The organism is Kaistia sp. UC242_56 (assembly GCF_044452255.1).
GTDB classification, from domain to species: domain Bacteria; phylum Pseudomonadota; class Alphaproteobacteria; order Rhizobiales; family Kaistiaceae; genus Kaistia; species Kaistia defluvii_A.
The window spans coordinates 352149-367303 of record NZ_JBIOAN010000001.1; the positions used below are offsets into that span (position 1 = coordinate 352149).

Sequence of the window (15155 nt, forward strand, 5' to 3'; positions counted from 1 at the left end):
CCAGCAAGTCTTTCCGGGGCGCCACACTCCGGAAAGACCAGGCCGTTCGGGCGAAGGCGCCCGAGCGACCTCCTGAGCCCGATGCAACAGGACGGGACTACCGCCCATGAGACTTCTCGGCCAGATCGCAACCCGATTGATCTCCTACATACTGGTGATCGCCTTCGGCTTGACCGTGGTCTTCTTCGTTCCCCGCTTTGCGCCCAATGATCCCGTCGAGGCGATGCTGGCCAAGGTCAGTTCGCAGGGCGCCTATATGGACGCTGCCCAGTCCGATGCGCTCCGCGCTTCGCTGACCGACGCTTTCGGGCTCCAGGGATCGCTGCTCACGCAGTACTGGAACTTCGTCAAGCGCATCGTGCTCACCGGCGATTTCGGTCCGTCGCTGGCAATGTACCCGACGCCGGTCAGCCAGTTGATAGCGCAGGCGCTGCCCTGGACCTTCGGGCTGCTGTTGACCTCGACGCTGATCGCCTGGGTGCTCGGCAATTTCGTCGGGCTCTGGGCGGGATGGCGCCCCAACCGCGCCTCGTCGCGGATCATGGAAGGGCTCGCGATCGTCGTATATCCGATCCCCTATTACATCCTGGCCCTCGTGCTCTCGATCCTGTTCTCCTATGTCTGGCCGATCTTTCCGCTGACGGCCTCGGTGCATGGCGCGCCCTGGAGCTTCGCCTTCATCAAGAGCGTGATCTGGAACTCCATCCTGCCGGCGCTGTCGATCGTGCTGGTGGTGTTCGGCTGGTGGGTGATCAGTTCCAAGGCGCAGACGACACAGCTGGCCGAGGAAGAATTCGTCCGCTACGCCCGCCTGAAGGGTCTTGGCGACGGGCGGATCCTGACGCGCTACGTCCTGCCCAACGCGATCCTGCCGCAGATCACCTTCCTCGCCCTGCAGATCGGCCTGATGTTCAACGGTTCGATCGTCACGGAAATCCTGTTCGAATATCCGGGCCTCGGCCACTTGATCTACATGGCCGTTATCCAGGGCGACTATAATCTTCTGATGGGCACGATCAGCCTGTCGATCATCGCGGTCGCGACCGCCACCATGATCATCGACCTGATCTACCCGCTCCTCGATCCGCGCATCCGGGCGAGGTGATCATGCGCTCCTTCAAGCTCCCCAAGATCGGTTCCTTTCGGCTCGGCCTCGGCCTGTCGCTGCTTCTGATCTTCGTCATCCTCGGCCTGATCCTGCCCTGGTTCGCGCCGGTCAATCCGCTCACCTGGTACAAGTCGCCCCGCAACCAGGGTCCGAGCCTGCATCATCTGCTGGGCACCACCAATCTCGGCCAGGAACATCTTCTGGCTGCTGACCTGGGCGCTGCAGAATTCGCTGATCCTCGGCCTCACGGTCGCGTTCTTCTCGACGCTGATCGGCGTTTTCGCCGGCCTCGCCGCGGGCTATTCCGGCGGCTGGCTCGACCGGGTGCTGTCCTTCTTCATGGATGCGCTGCTCTGCATCCCCAGCCTGCCGATCCTGATCCTGCTCGCCGCCCTGTTCGGCGGCCAGCTGTCGCTGCCGATCGTCGGCGTCGCCCTGGTCCTGTTCAACTGGCCCTATCCCGGCCGGCAGGTGCGCGCCGTGGCGCTGACCATGCGCGAGCGGGAGTTCATCAACGTCGCCTGGTTCTCCGGCGAGTCCCGGCTGAAGATCCTCGGCCGGCACATCTTCCCCTATATCGCCGGCTGGTCGGCGGCCAATTTCATCAACACGGTGCTGGTCGGCATCGCCACCGAGACCAGCCTCGCCGTCATCGGCCTGTCGAGCGCGCAGCAGGCGACGATCGGCACGATGATCTACTGGGCGCTCAAATATCAGGCGCTGCTGGCGCAGCGCTATCTCTGGGTCGGCGCCCCGGTGCTCGCCATCGTACTGATGTTCATCTCGCTGTTCCTGATTTCCTCGGGTCTGGCGATCCGTTCCGCGGCCCGGAGGATCGGCTGATGATCGAGCTCAAGAACGTCCGCGCCGGCTACGGCACGCCCGAGGCCTTCGTCGCCGCCGTCGATGACGTGACCCTGACGGTGCAGGACAACGAGATCCTCGGCATCGCCGGCGAATCCGGCTGCGGCAAGTCCACGCTGATGCGCACGCTCTATGGCGACTTTTCCGGTGGGCTGAAGATGGCCGGCGGCACGGTCACGGGCCGCTTCACCGATCCCGAAAGCGGCCGCACCACCACCAGCGAGGCCGCCAACTTCCAGGACCTCTGGTGGGACGTGATGTCCTACGTGCCGCAGGGCTCGATGAGCGTGCTGAACCCGATCATGAAGGTCGAGAACCAGATCGTCGACGCGCTGCCGAAACGCGAGAGACAAGGCACCAAGGCGGAACTGCGCCAGCGCATTGTCGAATTCCTCGCCGGCTTCGGCCTGCCGGAAACGGTGCTCGACAGCTATCCGCACCAGCTTTCCGGCGGCATGCGCCAGCGCGTGCTGGTAGCGATCGCCGCCTTCGTCCGGCCGCGCCTGATCCTCGCCGACGAGCCGACCACCGCGCTCGACGTCGTCGTGCAGAAGCGCATCCTGCTGATGCTGGTCGAGATCCAGCGCCGGCTGAAGAACACGCTGGTGCTCGTCTCGCACGATCTCGGCGTCCACTACCAGATCACCGACCGCATCGCGATCGCCTATGCCGGCAAGATCGTCGAGGTCGGGCCGACATCGGAGGTGTTCGAGAATCCGCGCCATCCCTATACCGAGGCCCTGATCGGCGCGCTGCCACGCGTCGGCCAGAGGGGCGAGCGCGTCGGCCTCGAAGGCCGGCCGCCCAGCCTCGCCTCGCCGCCGGATGGATGCCGCTTCGCGGCGCGCTGCCCCGAGGCGCAGGCGATCTGCCGCCAAAGCTCGCCGCCTCTGGTCGACAAGGCGCCGAACCACGCCTCCGCCTGTCATTTCCGCTAGAGGGAACGCGCATGACCCCCACGCCCGTCCCGCACGACAAGCCGGTCCTCGAAATCGACGCTTTGCGCAAGGTCTACCGCGCCGGCGGCCTGTTCCGCGGCAAGCAGATCGCCGCCGTCGACAACGTGTCGCTGAAGCTCGACCCGAAGCCGCAGGTGTTTTCCATCGTCGGCGAATCCGGTTCCGGCAAGACGACGCTGGCCCGCATGATCCTGCGTCTGGTCGAGCCGACCAGCGGCGAGATCCGCCTTGGCGGCCGGCCGCTCACCGGCAGGCACAAGGATCGGATCGACGATTTCGAGTTCCGCCGCCTGGTGCAGCCGATCTTCCAGAACCCGTTCGAAGCCTTCAGCGCCTATCTGCCGCTCGACAGCTACCTGATCAACACGGCCAGGAACCTGAAGGTGGCGGAGAAGACCACGGATGGCGCCGATGTCGTCGAGGATGCCTTGCGCTCGGTGGGGCTCTCCTTCGACCGGGTGCGCGGCAAATATATCCGCCAGTTCTCCGGCGGCGAACTGCAGCGCATCTCGATCGCGCGGGCGCTCATCCCCAACCCGCGCCTGATCGTCGCCGACGAGCCGGTTTCCATGGTCGATGCGTCGCTTCGGATGAACATCGTCAACCTGTTCAAGACGATCAAGGAGGAGAAAGGCGTCTCCTTCGTCTACATCACGCACGATCTTTCGACGGCTTATTATCTGTCGGATCACGTCGTGATCATGAACACGGGCCGGATTGTCGACGCCGGCGTGCCGCAGGACATCCTGGCCAATCCGCGCGAGGCCTATACCCGCGAGCTGATGGGCGCGATCCCGCGTCTTGGCGAGCGCTGGGCCGAGATCGAGCAGATCAAGGCCGATGCACGCGAACGCGACGCCGAACCGCGCCGCGCGCGGGCCTGAGGAGAACCAACCTACCGACGCCGGATCCGACAGCTGCCAAGGGGCCGACCGCTAAGAAACAGAGAGCCTCACTGTCGAACCCGCCGTCCGACTGCCGGACTGCACCATACCATCGAGGAGGAACGCATGACCGAGACTTCCAGGACTCCACGCCGCCGGGGCATCGCCGTCCTCGGCGCCGCCCTGTTCATGGCCAGCACCATGCTGACCGTGGCGCCCGCCTTTGCCCAGGACATGACCGACGTCGGCACGCCGCGCGACCAGACGCTGATCGTCGACATGCTGAACGCCCGCGTCGCCAACCCGGGAACGATGAACCCCTACCAGCAGGGCGTCACGATCAACCAGGGCATGCATCAGATGGCCTCGGCCCTGATGTGGGATATCGACACCGCCTCGGGCAAGCAGATCCCCGACCTCGCCGCCGCCATGCCGGAGGCGCTGAACAAGGATTACACCAAATTCCGCGTCAAGCTGCGCGAGGGCCTGACCTGGAGCGACGGCAAGCCGTTCTCGGCCGATGACGTCGTCTTCACCGCCGACATGATCGCCAAGACCCCGGCGATCGCCTACAGCGCGGCCTTCAACGCCGCGATCAAGAAGTTCACGAAGGTCGACGACAACACGATCGAGATCGAGACGACCAAGCCGACGCCTCGCCTGTCGCTGGTTCTCGGCTCGCTGATCTACGGCAACCCGTTCCACGTCGTTCCCAAGCACATCTGGGAAAAGGAAGACCCGGCCACCTTCACCAATTTCCCGCCGGTCACGATCAGCGCCTACAAGTACAAGAGCTCCGACCCGAACGGCTCGTGGTTCCTGTGGGAGAAGCGCGAGGACTGGAAGAACTCGGATGTCGGCCAGATCGTCGGCGAGCCGAAGGCGCAATATGTGCTGTTCCGCTCCTATGGCACCGAGGAAAAGCGCGTCCTCGCCATGGCGCAGAACCAGATGGACATCCTGACGGACATTTCGCCGGAAAGCCTCGATATCCTGCAGAAGCAGAATCCCAAGGTGAAGGCGTGGTTCAAGGGCTTCCCCTATGCCAACCTCGACGATCCGTGCGAGCGCGGCATCCACTTCAACACGTCGAAGCCGCCCTATGACAAGGCGGAGACCCGCTGGGCGCTGGCGCTTGCCATGAACCTGCAGCAGGCCTCGATCGCCACCTTCTCCGGCATGCTGCGCGCCTCGCCGCTGGCCCTGCCGCCGACCAAGGTGCTGATGGACACCTATCACAAGCCGATGGTGCCCTGGCTGAAGGAGTTCGCGCTGGCCGACGGATACAAGCCCTTCGACGCCGACTATGCCGTCCGGCTTGGCGAGCAGCTGCGCTCGGAAGGCGTCGAGGCCATCCCGACCGATCCCGACCAGCTCCGCGACCTGCTCGGCGTCGGCTGGTGGAAGTTCGATCCCGAACAGGCCACCAAGATGCTCGAAGCACAGGGCTTCAAGAAAGAAGGCGACAAGTGGCTGATGCCGGACGGCAAGCCGTGGACGATCAACATCCTGGCTCCGGCCGATTTCGAGGTGCAGTCACAGCGCCTGGCCTTCGCCGCCGCCAATGAGTGGGTCGCCTTCGGCATCGACGCCAAGGTGCAGCAGATGCAGGACGGCCCGTTCTTCACGGCCGAGAACACCGGCAATTATGAAGTCGGCTCCTATTGGGGCGCCTCGTGCGGCATCGTGCCGGATCCGTTCGTCCGCCTCGAAGGTTGGCACAAGGACTATGTCCGCCCGAACGGCACGGCGGCCTCCTCCAACCAGGGCCGCTATGTCGACGATGCGCTCAGCGCCAAGATCGACACGCTGCGCTCGATCCCGGCCGACGATCCGCAGATCGTGCCGCTCGGCACCGAGATGCTGAAGGATCTGGTCAAGGGCCTACCCTCGATCGAGATGTTCGGCACCTCGAAGTTCGTTCCGGTGAACGAGACCTACTGGAAGAACTACCCGAGCGCCGAGAACTACTATGAGGGTCCCTGGTGGTGGTGGTCGAACTTCAAGTTCATCGCCGCGAAGATCGAGCCGAACAAGGGCTGATCCCAGCGACTTCATCAAACCGGATCCGGGGGCGCGAGCCCCCGGATCTTTTTCAGCCTGACTGGAAATCACGCCGCCCCGATGGCGGGACGCGCTATGCCACTTCCTTCAGCCTGAAGTCCGCATTGGCCTGCATCAGTTCCCTGGCGATGCGCGTGATGTCAGCAACAATCGCCGGATCCGAGGCGGTCTCGAAGAACGGGCCGATCGGACCGGTATCGGCGATGCCCGCCAGGCGGATCGCATCATGCACGACGGGGATCGCCGAATAGGCGCCGCGCGCGGCGTCGAAATCCACGAAGACCTGGCTGAGGCTGTCGATCGCGGCGCGGTCTCCCCGTTTCACGGCTTCCAGCAAAGCCTGCGAGATGTGCGGAGCCAGCAGGCCCGTGCCGGAGGTGTAGCCCTGGATGCCGTATTTCGAGCTTTCGACGATGGTCAGTTCGCCCGCGCCGTCGATCAGGCGGTCGGCCGAGCCGACCAGGTCGAGCAGCGCGGTCAGATGCGGCGACTGGCCGGTTTCGTCCGGGACGATGCCATACTCGACCCCGCAAAGCGCACCATCCTTCAAAAGCGCCGCAACGTCCTGCGGCGTCAGATAATCGAGCGCCTTGAAGAACACCATCAGCGGCTTGCCATAGGCATCGGCCAGCTTGCGGATGCCGGTCGCCACGCCTTGGGGCTGCACCAGCCAGAACGGCAGCAGGATCGCGGTCGGGAAATCGCGTTCCCGCAGCATCGCGACCTGGTCGATCGCCTTGCCATAGTCGCCGCCGATCGCCGGCACCATCCATGCGTCCTCGGACGGCGCCACGGCCTCGATCAGGTCGAGCACCGCACCATATTCGCTGAGCCTCGCATGGAACAGGTTGGCGATGCCGCCATACATGAACGAGCGGACACCGGCGGAGGCGAGCCAATCGACGATCTTGCGGCTTTCACCGAGGTTGATGCCGCCATCCGGATTCCGGGCGATGGGCGGCAGCGCGATGGTGGAGGCAACGAGGTCTTCGGGCGTGACGGGGGTGGTCTTCATGGCAGGCTCCGGGGAACGATCGGGGGAGAAAGGTCAGGCGCTAAGGACGGCTGGCCGGGGGTGGAAGCGGGAGGGCGTCGGCCACGAGCAAGGCGAGCGCCATCGCGCCGCGATCGGCGGCGACGGTCTTTGCCGGGGGCGAAGGGGGCCGGGCTAGTTGGCGTAGGCTTTCAGGACGATGCGTTCGACCAGCCCGATCAGCGCATAGAGAAGAATGGAAAAGGCGGTCGTCAGCGCGACGCGCGCCCAGAGCCCCTCGTAATCCGAGACGGCGGCCGTGGTGACGATCGCATAGCCGAGCCCCTTGCCCGTCGCGAGCCAGGCCGCCAGCAAGGCGCCGGTGATGGCGAGCGGCGCGGCGGTGCGCAGCGAGGTGAACAGCGCCGGCAAGGCGCTCGGGATCTGAACGGTCATCAGCGTCCTGAAGCGCGAGGCGCCGAAGACCTTCATCAGGTCCCGCGAACGGGCCGGCGTCTGCGCCAGCGCCAGCGTCATGTTCACCAGAGTCGGGAAGAAGGTGACGATCGCACCGATCATCACGACGGCCAGCATGTTGCGGCCGAACACCAGGGTCACCAGCGGCGCCATGGCGACGAGCGGTATCGACCGCAGCGCAATCGCGACGCCCATGAAGGCGCGCTCGACCCCGCCCCAGAGATTGAAGGCGACAGCGACCAGGACGGCGGCCACGGTGCCGACGACAAGCCCGGCGGCGCTGTCGCGGATCGTAACGACCGCCTCGCGCATCAATTGCGCGCGGTTCTGCGCGCCCATCAGCGGGTCGACGAGATAGTTCCAGACCTCCAGCGGGCCCTTGCCGAAGAAGGGCGGCACGGAAAAGCCGCGCAATATCGCCCACCAGACGAAGAGCACGAGCCCCAGCGAACCGACCGCCGAAGCGATCGCCATCGCCCAGCCGCCCTGGCCGCCGGCCTTCGCATGCAGCCCGCCAATGTCGGTGGAGACTTCCCGCGCCCAGGGCGTCATCAGGCGGGCGACCAGGCTGGTCGCCGCATAGGCGATTGCCGCGAGCACGCTGGCGACAACCGCGATGGCCCAGGTCCGGGGAATCTCCATTGCCTGCTGCGAATTGACCAGCATCAGCCCGAGCCCGGTTTCGGTGCCGCCCATATATTCGCCGACGATCGCGCCGAGGATGGCGGCCGGGGCCGCGATGCGCAGCGCCGCGAAGAGGTGCGGCAGGGCCGAGATCAGCCGGACCTTGAACAGCTTGTGCCAGGTGCCGCCGCCAAAGCCGTGCACCAGGTCCAGCATGGTGCGGTCGACATGGCGAAGGCCCGTCACCGTGCCGATCAGCGTGGTGAAGAACACCGACAGCGCCGCCAGCACCACCTTGGGCGTATCGCCGGAAAACAGGATCATCATCAGCGGCCCGATCGCGACGATCGGCAGGCAATAGGAGACGATGCCAAGTTGCAGGATCGGCCGTTCCAGAAACGGAATGGCGACGGCGACGAGGGCCAGCAGGATCGCGAGACTGTTGCCCCACAGCCAGCCGCGAAACGCCGCCGAAACCGTGTAGGAGGCCGCATCCGCATAGAAGGCGAAGCCATCGGAATGCATCTGCCGCGCGATCTGCAGCGGAGACGGAATCGTGCCATTGCCCGACGAGATGAAGAGCACCGCCAGTTGCCAGAGCAGCACGAGTGCCGCGAGGCCTGCGGTCGCATACAGAATTCCGGACCAGTTCAGCGCGCGCAGCCGGTCGAGGGGCCGAACCAGGGTTGTCGCGGTCATAGGGCCGGTTCCAAATCGTCGGCCTTGGCACCGAACAGCAATTCGCTGAAAACGTCGCAGAGCCGGTGGAATTCCGGCGTGCGCATCATTTCCGGCGTGCGCGGGCGCGGCAGGTCGATCGCCAGCGTCTCGACGATGCGTCCGGGGCGCGCGGTCATGACCGCCACCGTATCGGACAGGAAAACGGCCTCCGAAATCGAATGCGTCACCAGCACGGTGGTCGTGCGGCGCTCCATCCAGATTCGCTGCAAGCCGAGATTGAGCCGCTGGCGCATCATGTCGTCGAGGGCGCCAAACGGCTCGTCCAGCAGCAGGGCCTTCGGCTGGTTGACGAGCGCGCGGGCGATGGCGACGCGCTGGCGCATGCCGCCGGAAAGCTGCGCCGGCCGCGCCTTCTCGAAGCCCTGGAGGCCGACCAGCGCGATCAGGTCGCGGACCGCTGCGTCCTGCCCCGTCATGCCGCTGATTTCCAGCGGCAGGCGGATATTGTCCTCGACCGAACGCCAGGCGAGCAGCGAGGCATCCTGGAACGCGATGCCGATCTCGTGATTGGCGCGCGATACGCCGGGCGACTTGCCGTGGATCAGGGCGCTGCCATTGGTGGGCACTTCGAGATCCGCCAGAATCCGCAGGATCGTCGACTTGCCGCAGCCGGACGGCCCGAGCAGCGACACGAAGGACCCGGCCGGTGTACGCAGATCCGCGTCATGCAGGGCCGTGACCAAGCGCCCCTGCAGCGAAAAGCTCTTGGAGAGCCCATAGAGCACGATGCCGCTGGCATCCCCGTTTGGACGCGTCGACGGGTTCGCCCTCGGCTTCATCTCGAACGTCACGTTGGACTGCTCCATCGGATGGATCCCGTTTCGGCCTGCGGGTGGCGCGGCGCAGGATGCAGGCCGCGCCATGCCAGAATCAGGCCGGCGTCTTGGCGCGGAGCGCGTTCAAATAGTCGAGATATTTGCTGTCGACGCCCTCGAGCATGTTTTCGAGATCGCCGCCGCCGGCGCTCGTCCAGTGCTCGGGGCCACGGCCGAGCTCGACACCGCGGCGGGTGTGATAATCGACCATGAAATCCTGGATCTCGAACTGGCGCTCGCCGCGCGACGTCACTTCGATCGCCCACTGCGCCAGTTGCGGCGCGGTGCGGTCCTTCTTGTTGGTGACGATGATCCGAACCGCCTGAACGGCATAGATCCAGCGCTCGGTGCGATCGGAATAGCGCTGCCGCTGGGCGTTGAGCGCCTCGATGATGGCCGGCGCCGTCACCAGGCCAAAGCCGACTTCTTCCGTGGCGATGATCTCGATCCGCCGCCAGAGCAGTTCTTCCGTCTCGAGGCCGCTCTGATGCAGTTCGAACGCGGCCAGGATCGCTTCCTCGAGCCAGCCGCGACGGACCGATTTCTGGAAGACGGACCGGACTTCATCGACCGGATAGCCGTTGATCGTCTTGGTGCGGGACCAGACATCCGCGCTCTGGTAGTTCTGGGTCATGCTGGATTTCCTGTCGAACGAAAGCCGTCGGTCCCGGGCACGGAAGCCTGGGACGTCGGGAATGCGGACCGCCGGTCCGCGGCTGCGATGGCCTGGGTCGCCGGGCCGCCCGGCGAAACCGTCTCAGAGCGTGGTCTTGCCCTGGAAGGCCTCTTCGAGGATCTCGTTGGTGAAGAGGTCCTTCTTGGCGACGATGCCGGCCGTTGCCAGCGTGGCGATGGTCTCGTCGACCGACTTGTCGGTCATCCAGAACAGGCCGTGCTTCTGCGTGTCGGCGGTGACCATCAGCTCGTTGGTCGCGGCGGCGGATTTCTCCTGCGCCGCCTTGTCGAGGCCGTTGCCCTTGCCATAGACATCGACGGTCAGCTGCGCCGACAGCGCCGGGTTCTTGACCGCTTCCTGCCAGCCGCCGATCGCGCCGCGCATGAAGGCCACGACCTGGGCGCGCTTCTCCTTGTCCTTCAGCGTCGCTTCGGTGACGAGGTAGTTGCAGTTGAACATCGGGTAACCGTAGTCGGCCATCAGCAGGTAGCTGACGTCCTGGCCCTTCTGGCGCAGCTGCACGACGTCGTCGTTGGAGAAGCCGAAGAAGGCATCGAGTTCCCCGGAGACCAGCGGCGTGAAATCATGCTGGGCGGGAACGGTGTTGACGCTGGCGGGATCGATGCCGTTGATCTTCAGGAAGGCGTTCCAGACGACCTGATTGTTGGCCTGGATACCGACCGTCTTGCCCACCAGATCCTTGGGCGCCTTGAGCCCGGTCTTGGTCAGCGAGATGATCGAGGACGGTGACTTCTGGTAATTGGTGCCGATGATCTTGAGCGGCGCGCCCTTGGCGACCGCATTGGCCGTGTTGTCGGTGCTGTTCTGCCCGACCAGCGCCTTGCCGGAGATGACGATCGGCTCCGCCGAGACGCTCGGACCGCCCGCCAGGAGATCGACCGCGATCCCCTCCTGCTCGAAATACTTGTTTGCGTCCGCGATGTACTCGCCGGCGAACTGGAAATTTTTCACCCAGCCAAGCTGGTAGGCCATCTTTCCAAGCTTCGGCGTGTCGGCCAGGGCGCGGGAGGTAACCAGGGCCGGAGCCGCGAGGGCGGCGGCGCTAACCTTGATGAAGGTCCGTCTATCCATATCGATGGGCTCCGAAAGATGCTTCTGGGTGTGACGAGGCTTATTCCAGGCTCGAGAGCGGGAGATCCATCGCCGGGGAACGGCGATTTCCGATCCGACCATGAACATCGCGTTACATGAAGACTGTCACGACGTTATAATTTGTACAATCAGGCCCGGTGCTGAAATGGTGGCCATGCCGCCGGTCGAAAACACCAGCGAAAACAACGCGCCCTGCTGTGTTGCCTAGCAAGATGAGGATGGACTGATCATTCCCGCGTCAGTCCGCCCGCACAGCGGCACGCGCTGACGCCACACGAAGGCGACCGGACCGTACAGCATAGGCAGCCGCGCACGCACGGCCAGAGGCCGGCCACGGCATGCGGCATTCGTTCGATGGCAGAGGAAGAGGCTTGCGGCTCGCGGGATCCGCCGGCGGACCTACGGACCGGGGCGTTCGAGCCAGGGCAGTTCGAGCGCCGTATACTGCTCGGCAAGCTCGACGGCCCGCTTGGTGCGGTGGGCAACGGCGGCGACCAGCGCCTCGATCAGCGTGATCGCGCTGGCGTTCGACATCGAGCCGAACTGGCGCTCGGCGCGGCAGAACAGGTTGATGTCGGCGAGCGGCGCCAGCGGCGAATGATGGCTGTCCGTGATGGCAAGCACCTTGGTGCCGCGGGCGCGGGCGAGGCTTGCGAGCTGGATCACGTCCTTGATGTAGTTTGGAAAGGCGATGGCGATCGCGAGATCGTTTCGGTCGAGCTCGGTGAACTGTCGCGCGACGCCGATGGCGCCGCCATAATTGGCGATCGAGGTCACGTTGCGGCGCAGGCGCTGCAGCTCGTTGCTCAGGATCGCCGCGCAGCTGGCACCATTGTCGAGGCCGAAGACGATGATGTTCCGGGCCGCCAGGACCGCATCAACCGCCTGGTTGGCGCGCTCGTCGCTGAGCGCGTCCATCGTGTTCTGCACGTTGGCGATATCCTCGTTCATCGAGGCCTTGAACACGTCGAGGCTGGTCGAGCTGCGCGATACCTGGACCTGCAGCCGCTTGACCGGGTCGAAGGCCGGTTCGAAGCTCCGGATCAGCTCGGTACGGAATTCGGCATAGCCGGAATAGCCGATCGCCCGCGCGAAGCGATTGGCCGAGGCGACGGAAACGTCGAGGTCCTTCACCGCCTCATGGATGCTGATCCGCGCGACCTTCACCGGTTCCGCGAGCACGAAATCGGCGAATTTCTGCAGGGCCCCCGTCATATGCGGGTATTTGGAATGGATCCGCTCCGCGATCGAAATCAAGTTGGCTCCATCGCCACCCCAGCGCCGTCCCCCCGGGAGGCGACCCTTGTGGATTCAGTGCGGGAGAAGAAGCGCCCCCGAACCGTTCTTCCGTAACCGCTACCCATCCAAAATCCAAGCGGCACGGCTCCAACCGGATTCGACAGGCGCTGTCGTCGTGCCTCCGGCGCAGCGAGGTCACGGCGATATCCCGGAAGCCATAGCGTCCCCGGAGCGCTGCAAAAGCGTTCCGGGGACAGGACCTAAGGTCGTGCGTCTCAGACCAGAGACTATTCCGGCCAGCGGTCGTCCGGGCGCCAGAAGCCGAGCTTCGGCGTGTTCCAGGCGTCGGTCGGCAGGAACAGAGTGTCCTCGGTGCGCAGGTTCTCGCGGATCACCTCCAGGTTGATGTCGATGCCCAGGCCCGGCTTCTCCGGCACCTTCACATAGCCGTCGGACATATAGTCGGGGTCGATGCCGGTCACGAGGCCATGCCAGAACGGCAGATCGAGACCGTGATGCTCGCAGGCGACGAAGCTCGAGATAGCCGCCGCGCAATGGATGTTGGCCATGAAGCCGATCGGCGAACCGGCGCAATGCAAGGCCGTCGGCAAGCCTTCCTGCTCGCCGTCATCGGCAATCCGCTTCGTCTCCAGCATGCCGCCCGAAGAAAGCAGGTCCGGATGCAGGATGTCATAGGCGCGGGTGCGGATCGCCTCGCGGAACCCTTCGCGCAGATAGAGGTTCTCGCCCGCCGCGATCGGCGTCAGCAGCGCGTCGGCAACCTTCTTGTGGCCCGGCGTGTCGAAGAACGGGACCGGATCTTCCATCCAGGCGAGATCGAACGGCTCGAGCGCGCGACCGAGCCGGATCACCTCGTCGGCGGTCAGGTAGCCCTCGCCAAAGTGGTCGACGCAGAGTTGCGTGTCCGAGCCGACCGCTGCCCGAACAGCGGACACGACCTCGACGGCCGCGTCGATGCTGCGCTGGGTCAGCTTGGCGCCGCGATTGCCACCCGGCGCCTTGAACCACTGTCCCGGCTCATAGGCATAGTCGTATTTCGCATCGTGCCCGATCAATACGCCGCCCGCCCCCTCGAACAGGCTTGGCCGCAGGTCGAACTTGATGAAGTTGAGGCCCTTGGCACGACGGCCCAGCACGGCGTTGACGAAATCCTCCGGCGTCGGATTGTCGGGCGTCGGCGTATCGCCATAGAGGCGGACGCGATCGCGATACTTGCCACCGAGGAGCTGGTAGCACGGCACGCCATAGACCTTGCCGACGAGATCCAGCAGCGCGATCTCGATACCGGAGACACCACCGCCCTCGCGACCCCAATTGCCGTAGCGCTTCATGGCATTGAAGATCATGTCGACATTGCAGGGATTCTGCCCGATCAGCATGCTCTTGAACTGCAGGGCGTTCTCGGCATGGCCTGCGTCACGCACCTCGCCAAGGCCATAGACGCCCTGGTTGGTATCGATCTTCAGGATCGGGTAATCGTAGTTGGAAGCGACGACAGCGAGCCGCATATCGGTGATGCGCAGCTCGGACGGGCTCGAGAAGCGGTTCACCGCGTCCTCGACTCGGCCGATTTCCTTGGCGGTCTGTTGCAGGGACATGTCCTTACCTTTGCTTCGTGAACGGATTGGAGAGATCAGGCGGAACGACGGTCGGCCGCGTCGTGGCGATAGGCGGGCAGCAGGAACTCGCTGAGCCCGTCCAGGATGAGGCTGGCCTCGTTGAGCGCATGACGGTCGAGCGCGCGGTAACCGGTTTGCCGCCATGCTGAACTCGGAATGACGCCCCGCATGCGCAGCACTTCCTTGCAAAGCGGGATGCCGTAGGACGCCTCAAAGTCGAGCAGCGGCAGGAGGTGGCGGAAGATATGGCGCGACAGCGCCTCGTCCTTGGCCTCGATCGCGTTCCAGAGCGCGACATGGACGTCGGCGATCTCGCAGGCCGGCATGGTGCCGCACATGCCGTGCGGGATCTCTTCCATCAGCGTCTTGCCGGCGCGGCCGCCCATGACGCCGAGCAGCTTGTCGCCGGCCAGGGCGATGACGTCGCCGGTCATCTGCGCCGGATAGGCGGTCTCTTCCTTGATGAAACGGACCGTCGGCAGTTCGTCGATGATGTCGGCCATCAGGCGCGGCGACATCACCGTGGCCCCGGGACCGATGGCATTCTGAAGGATGAAAGGTAGATCCGTGGCGCCCGCCACCTGGCGATAGAATTCGCGGATCTCGTCCAGCGTGGGGGCATGGAACGTCGGCGGCATCGCCATCACGCCGCCCGCGCCGATGTCGCGGGCATGCCGCGCCAGATCGGCGGAAATCCGGTAGTGCGCGGACGAAACGCCGACCACCGAGACCGTTTTGCCGGCCGCCTCGTCCACGACGATCTCGGCCACGCGCCGGCGCTCGGTCTCGGAGAGATAGCCGACTTCGCTGGCGTTCGCGGTGGTGACGACCCCGTGCACACCCGCGTCGATGCAGAACCTTACGGTCGAGCGCAGCGCATCCTCGTCGATGTCCAGCGCCGGGGTGAAGGGCGTGACGACGATGACATAGATGCCGCGAAAGGATTCACGATCCAGTTTCAAGATATTCACTCCAGAG

At 64.9% G+C, this 15155-nt stretch carries 13 protein-coding genes; 5 read left to right on the forward strand and 8 right to left on the reverse strand.

Annotation, left to right across the window (positions count from 1 at the left end):
* The first annotated feature begins 106 nt into the window (after window positions 1–106).
* From ACHMWQ_RS01665 to ACHMWQ_RS01685, 5 genes are all read left to right on the forward strand, one after another.
* A complete protein-coding gene (locus ACHMWQ_RS01665; RefSeq protein WP_354553977.1) occupies window positions 107–1105 on the forward strand; it encodes an ABC transporter permease in 999 nt (332 codons plus the stop codon).
* Between the two features lie 327 nt (window positions 1106–1432).
* A complete protein-coding gene (locus tag ACHMWQ_RS01670; protein ID WP_396306150.1) occupies window positions 1433–1951 on the forward strand; it encodes an ABC transporter permease subunit in 519 nt (172 codons plus the stop codon).
* Window positions 1951–2910: an ABC transporter ATP-binding protein gene (locus ACHMWQ_RS01675; protein ID WP_396306151.1), complete on the forward strand. Its 960-nt coding sequence runs from the start codon at window positions 1951–1953 to the stop codon at window positions 2908–2910. The genes ACHMWQ_RS01670 and ACHMWQ_RS01675 overlap by 1 nt, the downstream gene beginning before the upstream one ends.
* Window positions 2911–2921: 11 nt before the next feature.
* On the forward strand, window positions 2922–3815 hold the full coding sequence (locus ACHMWQ_RS01680) for an ABC transporter ATP-binding protein (RefSeq protein ID WP_396306152.1): 894 nt from the start codon (window positions 2922–2924) through the stop codon (window positions 3813–3815).
* Between the two features lie 126 nt (window positions 3816–3941).
* Entirely contained in the window at window positions 3942–5858 is a 1917-nt protein-coding gene (locus tag ACHMWQ_RS01685; protein WP_396306153.1) for an ABC transporter substrate-binding protein, read from the forward strand.
* A 94-nt stretch (window positions 5859–5952) separates the two neighbouring features.
* On the opposite strand, the gene ACHMWQ_RS01690 is transcribed toward ACHMWQ_RS01685, so the two are convergent.
* From ACHMWQ_RS01690 to ACHMWQ_RS01725, 8 genes are all read right to left on the reverse strand, one after another.
* Window positions 5953–6894, reverse strand: coding sequence for a dihydrodipicolinate synthase family protein (locus ACHMWQ_RS01690; protein ID WP_396306154.1), 942 nt, complete (start codon window positions 6892–6894; stop codon window positions 5953–5955).
* Window positions 6895–7047: 153 nt separating this feature from the next.
* A complete protein-coding gene (locus ACHMWQ_RS01695) occupies window positions 7048–8652 on the reverse strand; it encodes an ABC transporter permease (protein ID WP_396306155.1) in 1605 nt (534 codons plus the stop codon).
* Window positions 8649–9500, reverse strand: a complete 852-nt coding sequence (locus tag ACHMWQ_RS01700) for an ABC transporter ATP-binding protein (protein WP_396306156.1) — start codon at window positions 9498–9500, stop codon at window positions 8649–8651. Before ACHMWQ_RS01700 ends, ACHMWQ_RS01695 begins: the two co-directional genes overlap by 4 nt.
* Window positions 9501–9564: 64 nt before the next feature.
* Window positions 9565–10143 (reverse strand): hypothetical protein, encoded by a 579-nt coding sequence (locus tag ACHMWQ_RS01705; protein WP_396306157.1) that lies wholly within the window; start codon window positions 10141–10143, stop codon window positions 9565–9567.
* 123 nt (window positions 10144–10266) lie between these two features.
* On the reverse strand, window positions 10267–11277 hold the full coding sequence (locus tag ACHMWQ_RS01710; protein ID WP_396306158.1) for an ABC transporter substrate-binding protein: 1011 nt from the start codon (window positions 11275–11277) through the stop codon (window positions 10267–10269).
* Between the two features lie 420 nt (window positions 11278–11697).
* A complete protein-coding gene (locus ACHMWQ_RS01715; protein ID WP_354553991.1) occupies window positions 11698–12555 on the reverse strand; it encodes a MurR/RpiR family transcriptional regulator in 858 nt (285 codons plus the stop codon).
* Between the two features lie 269 nt (window positions 12556–12824).
* Window positions 12825–14156, reverse strand: a complete 1332-nt coding sequence (locus ACHMWQ_RS01720) for a mandelate racemase/muconate lactonizing enzyme family protein (protein WP_396306159.1) — start codon at window positions 14154–14156, stop codon at window positions 12825–12827.
* 35 nt (window positions 14157–14191) lie between these two features.
* Window positions 14192–15139, reverse strand: a complete 948-nt coding sequence (locus ACHMWQ_RS01725) for a dihydrodipicolinate synthase family protein (protein WP_396306160.1) — start codon at window positions 15137–15139, stop codon at window positions 14192–14194.
* Window positions 15140–15155 lie beyond the last annotated feature (16 nt).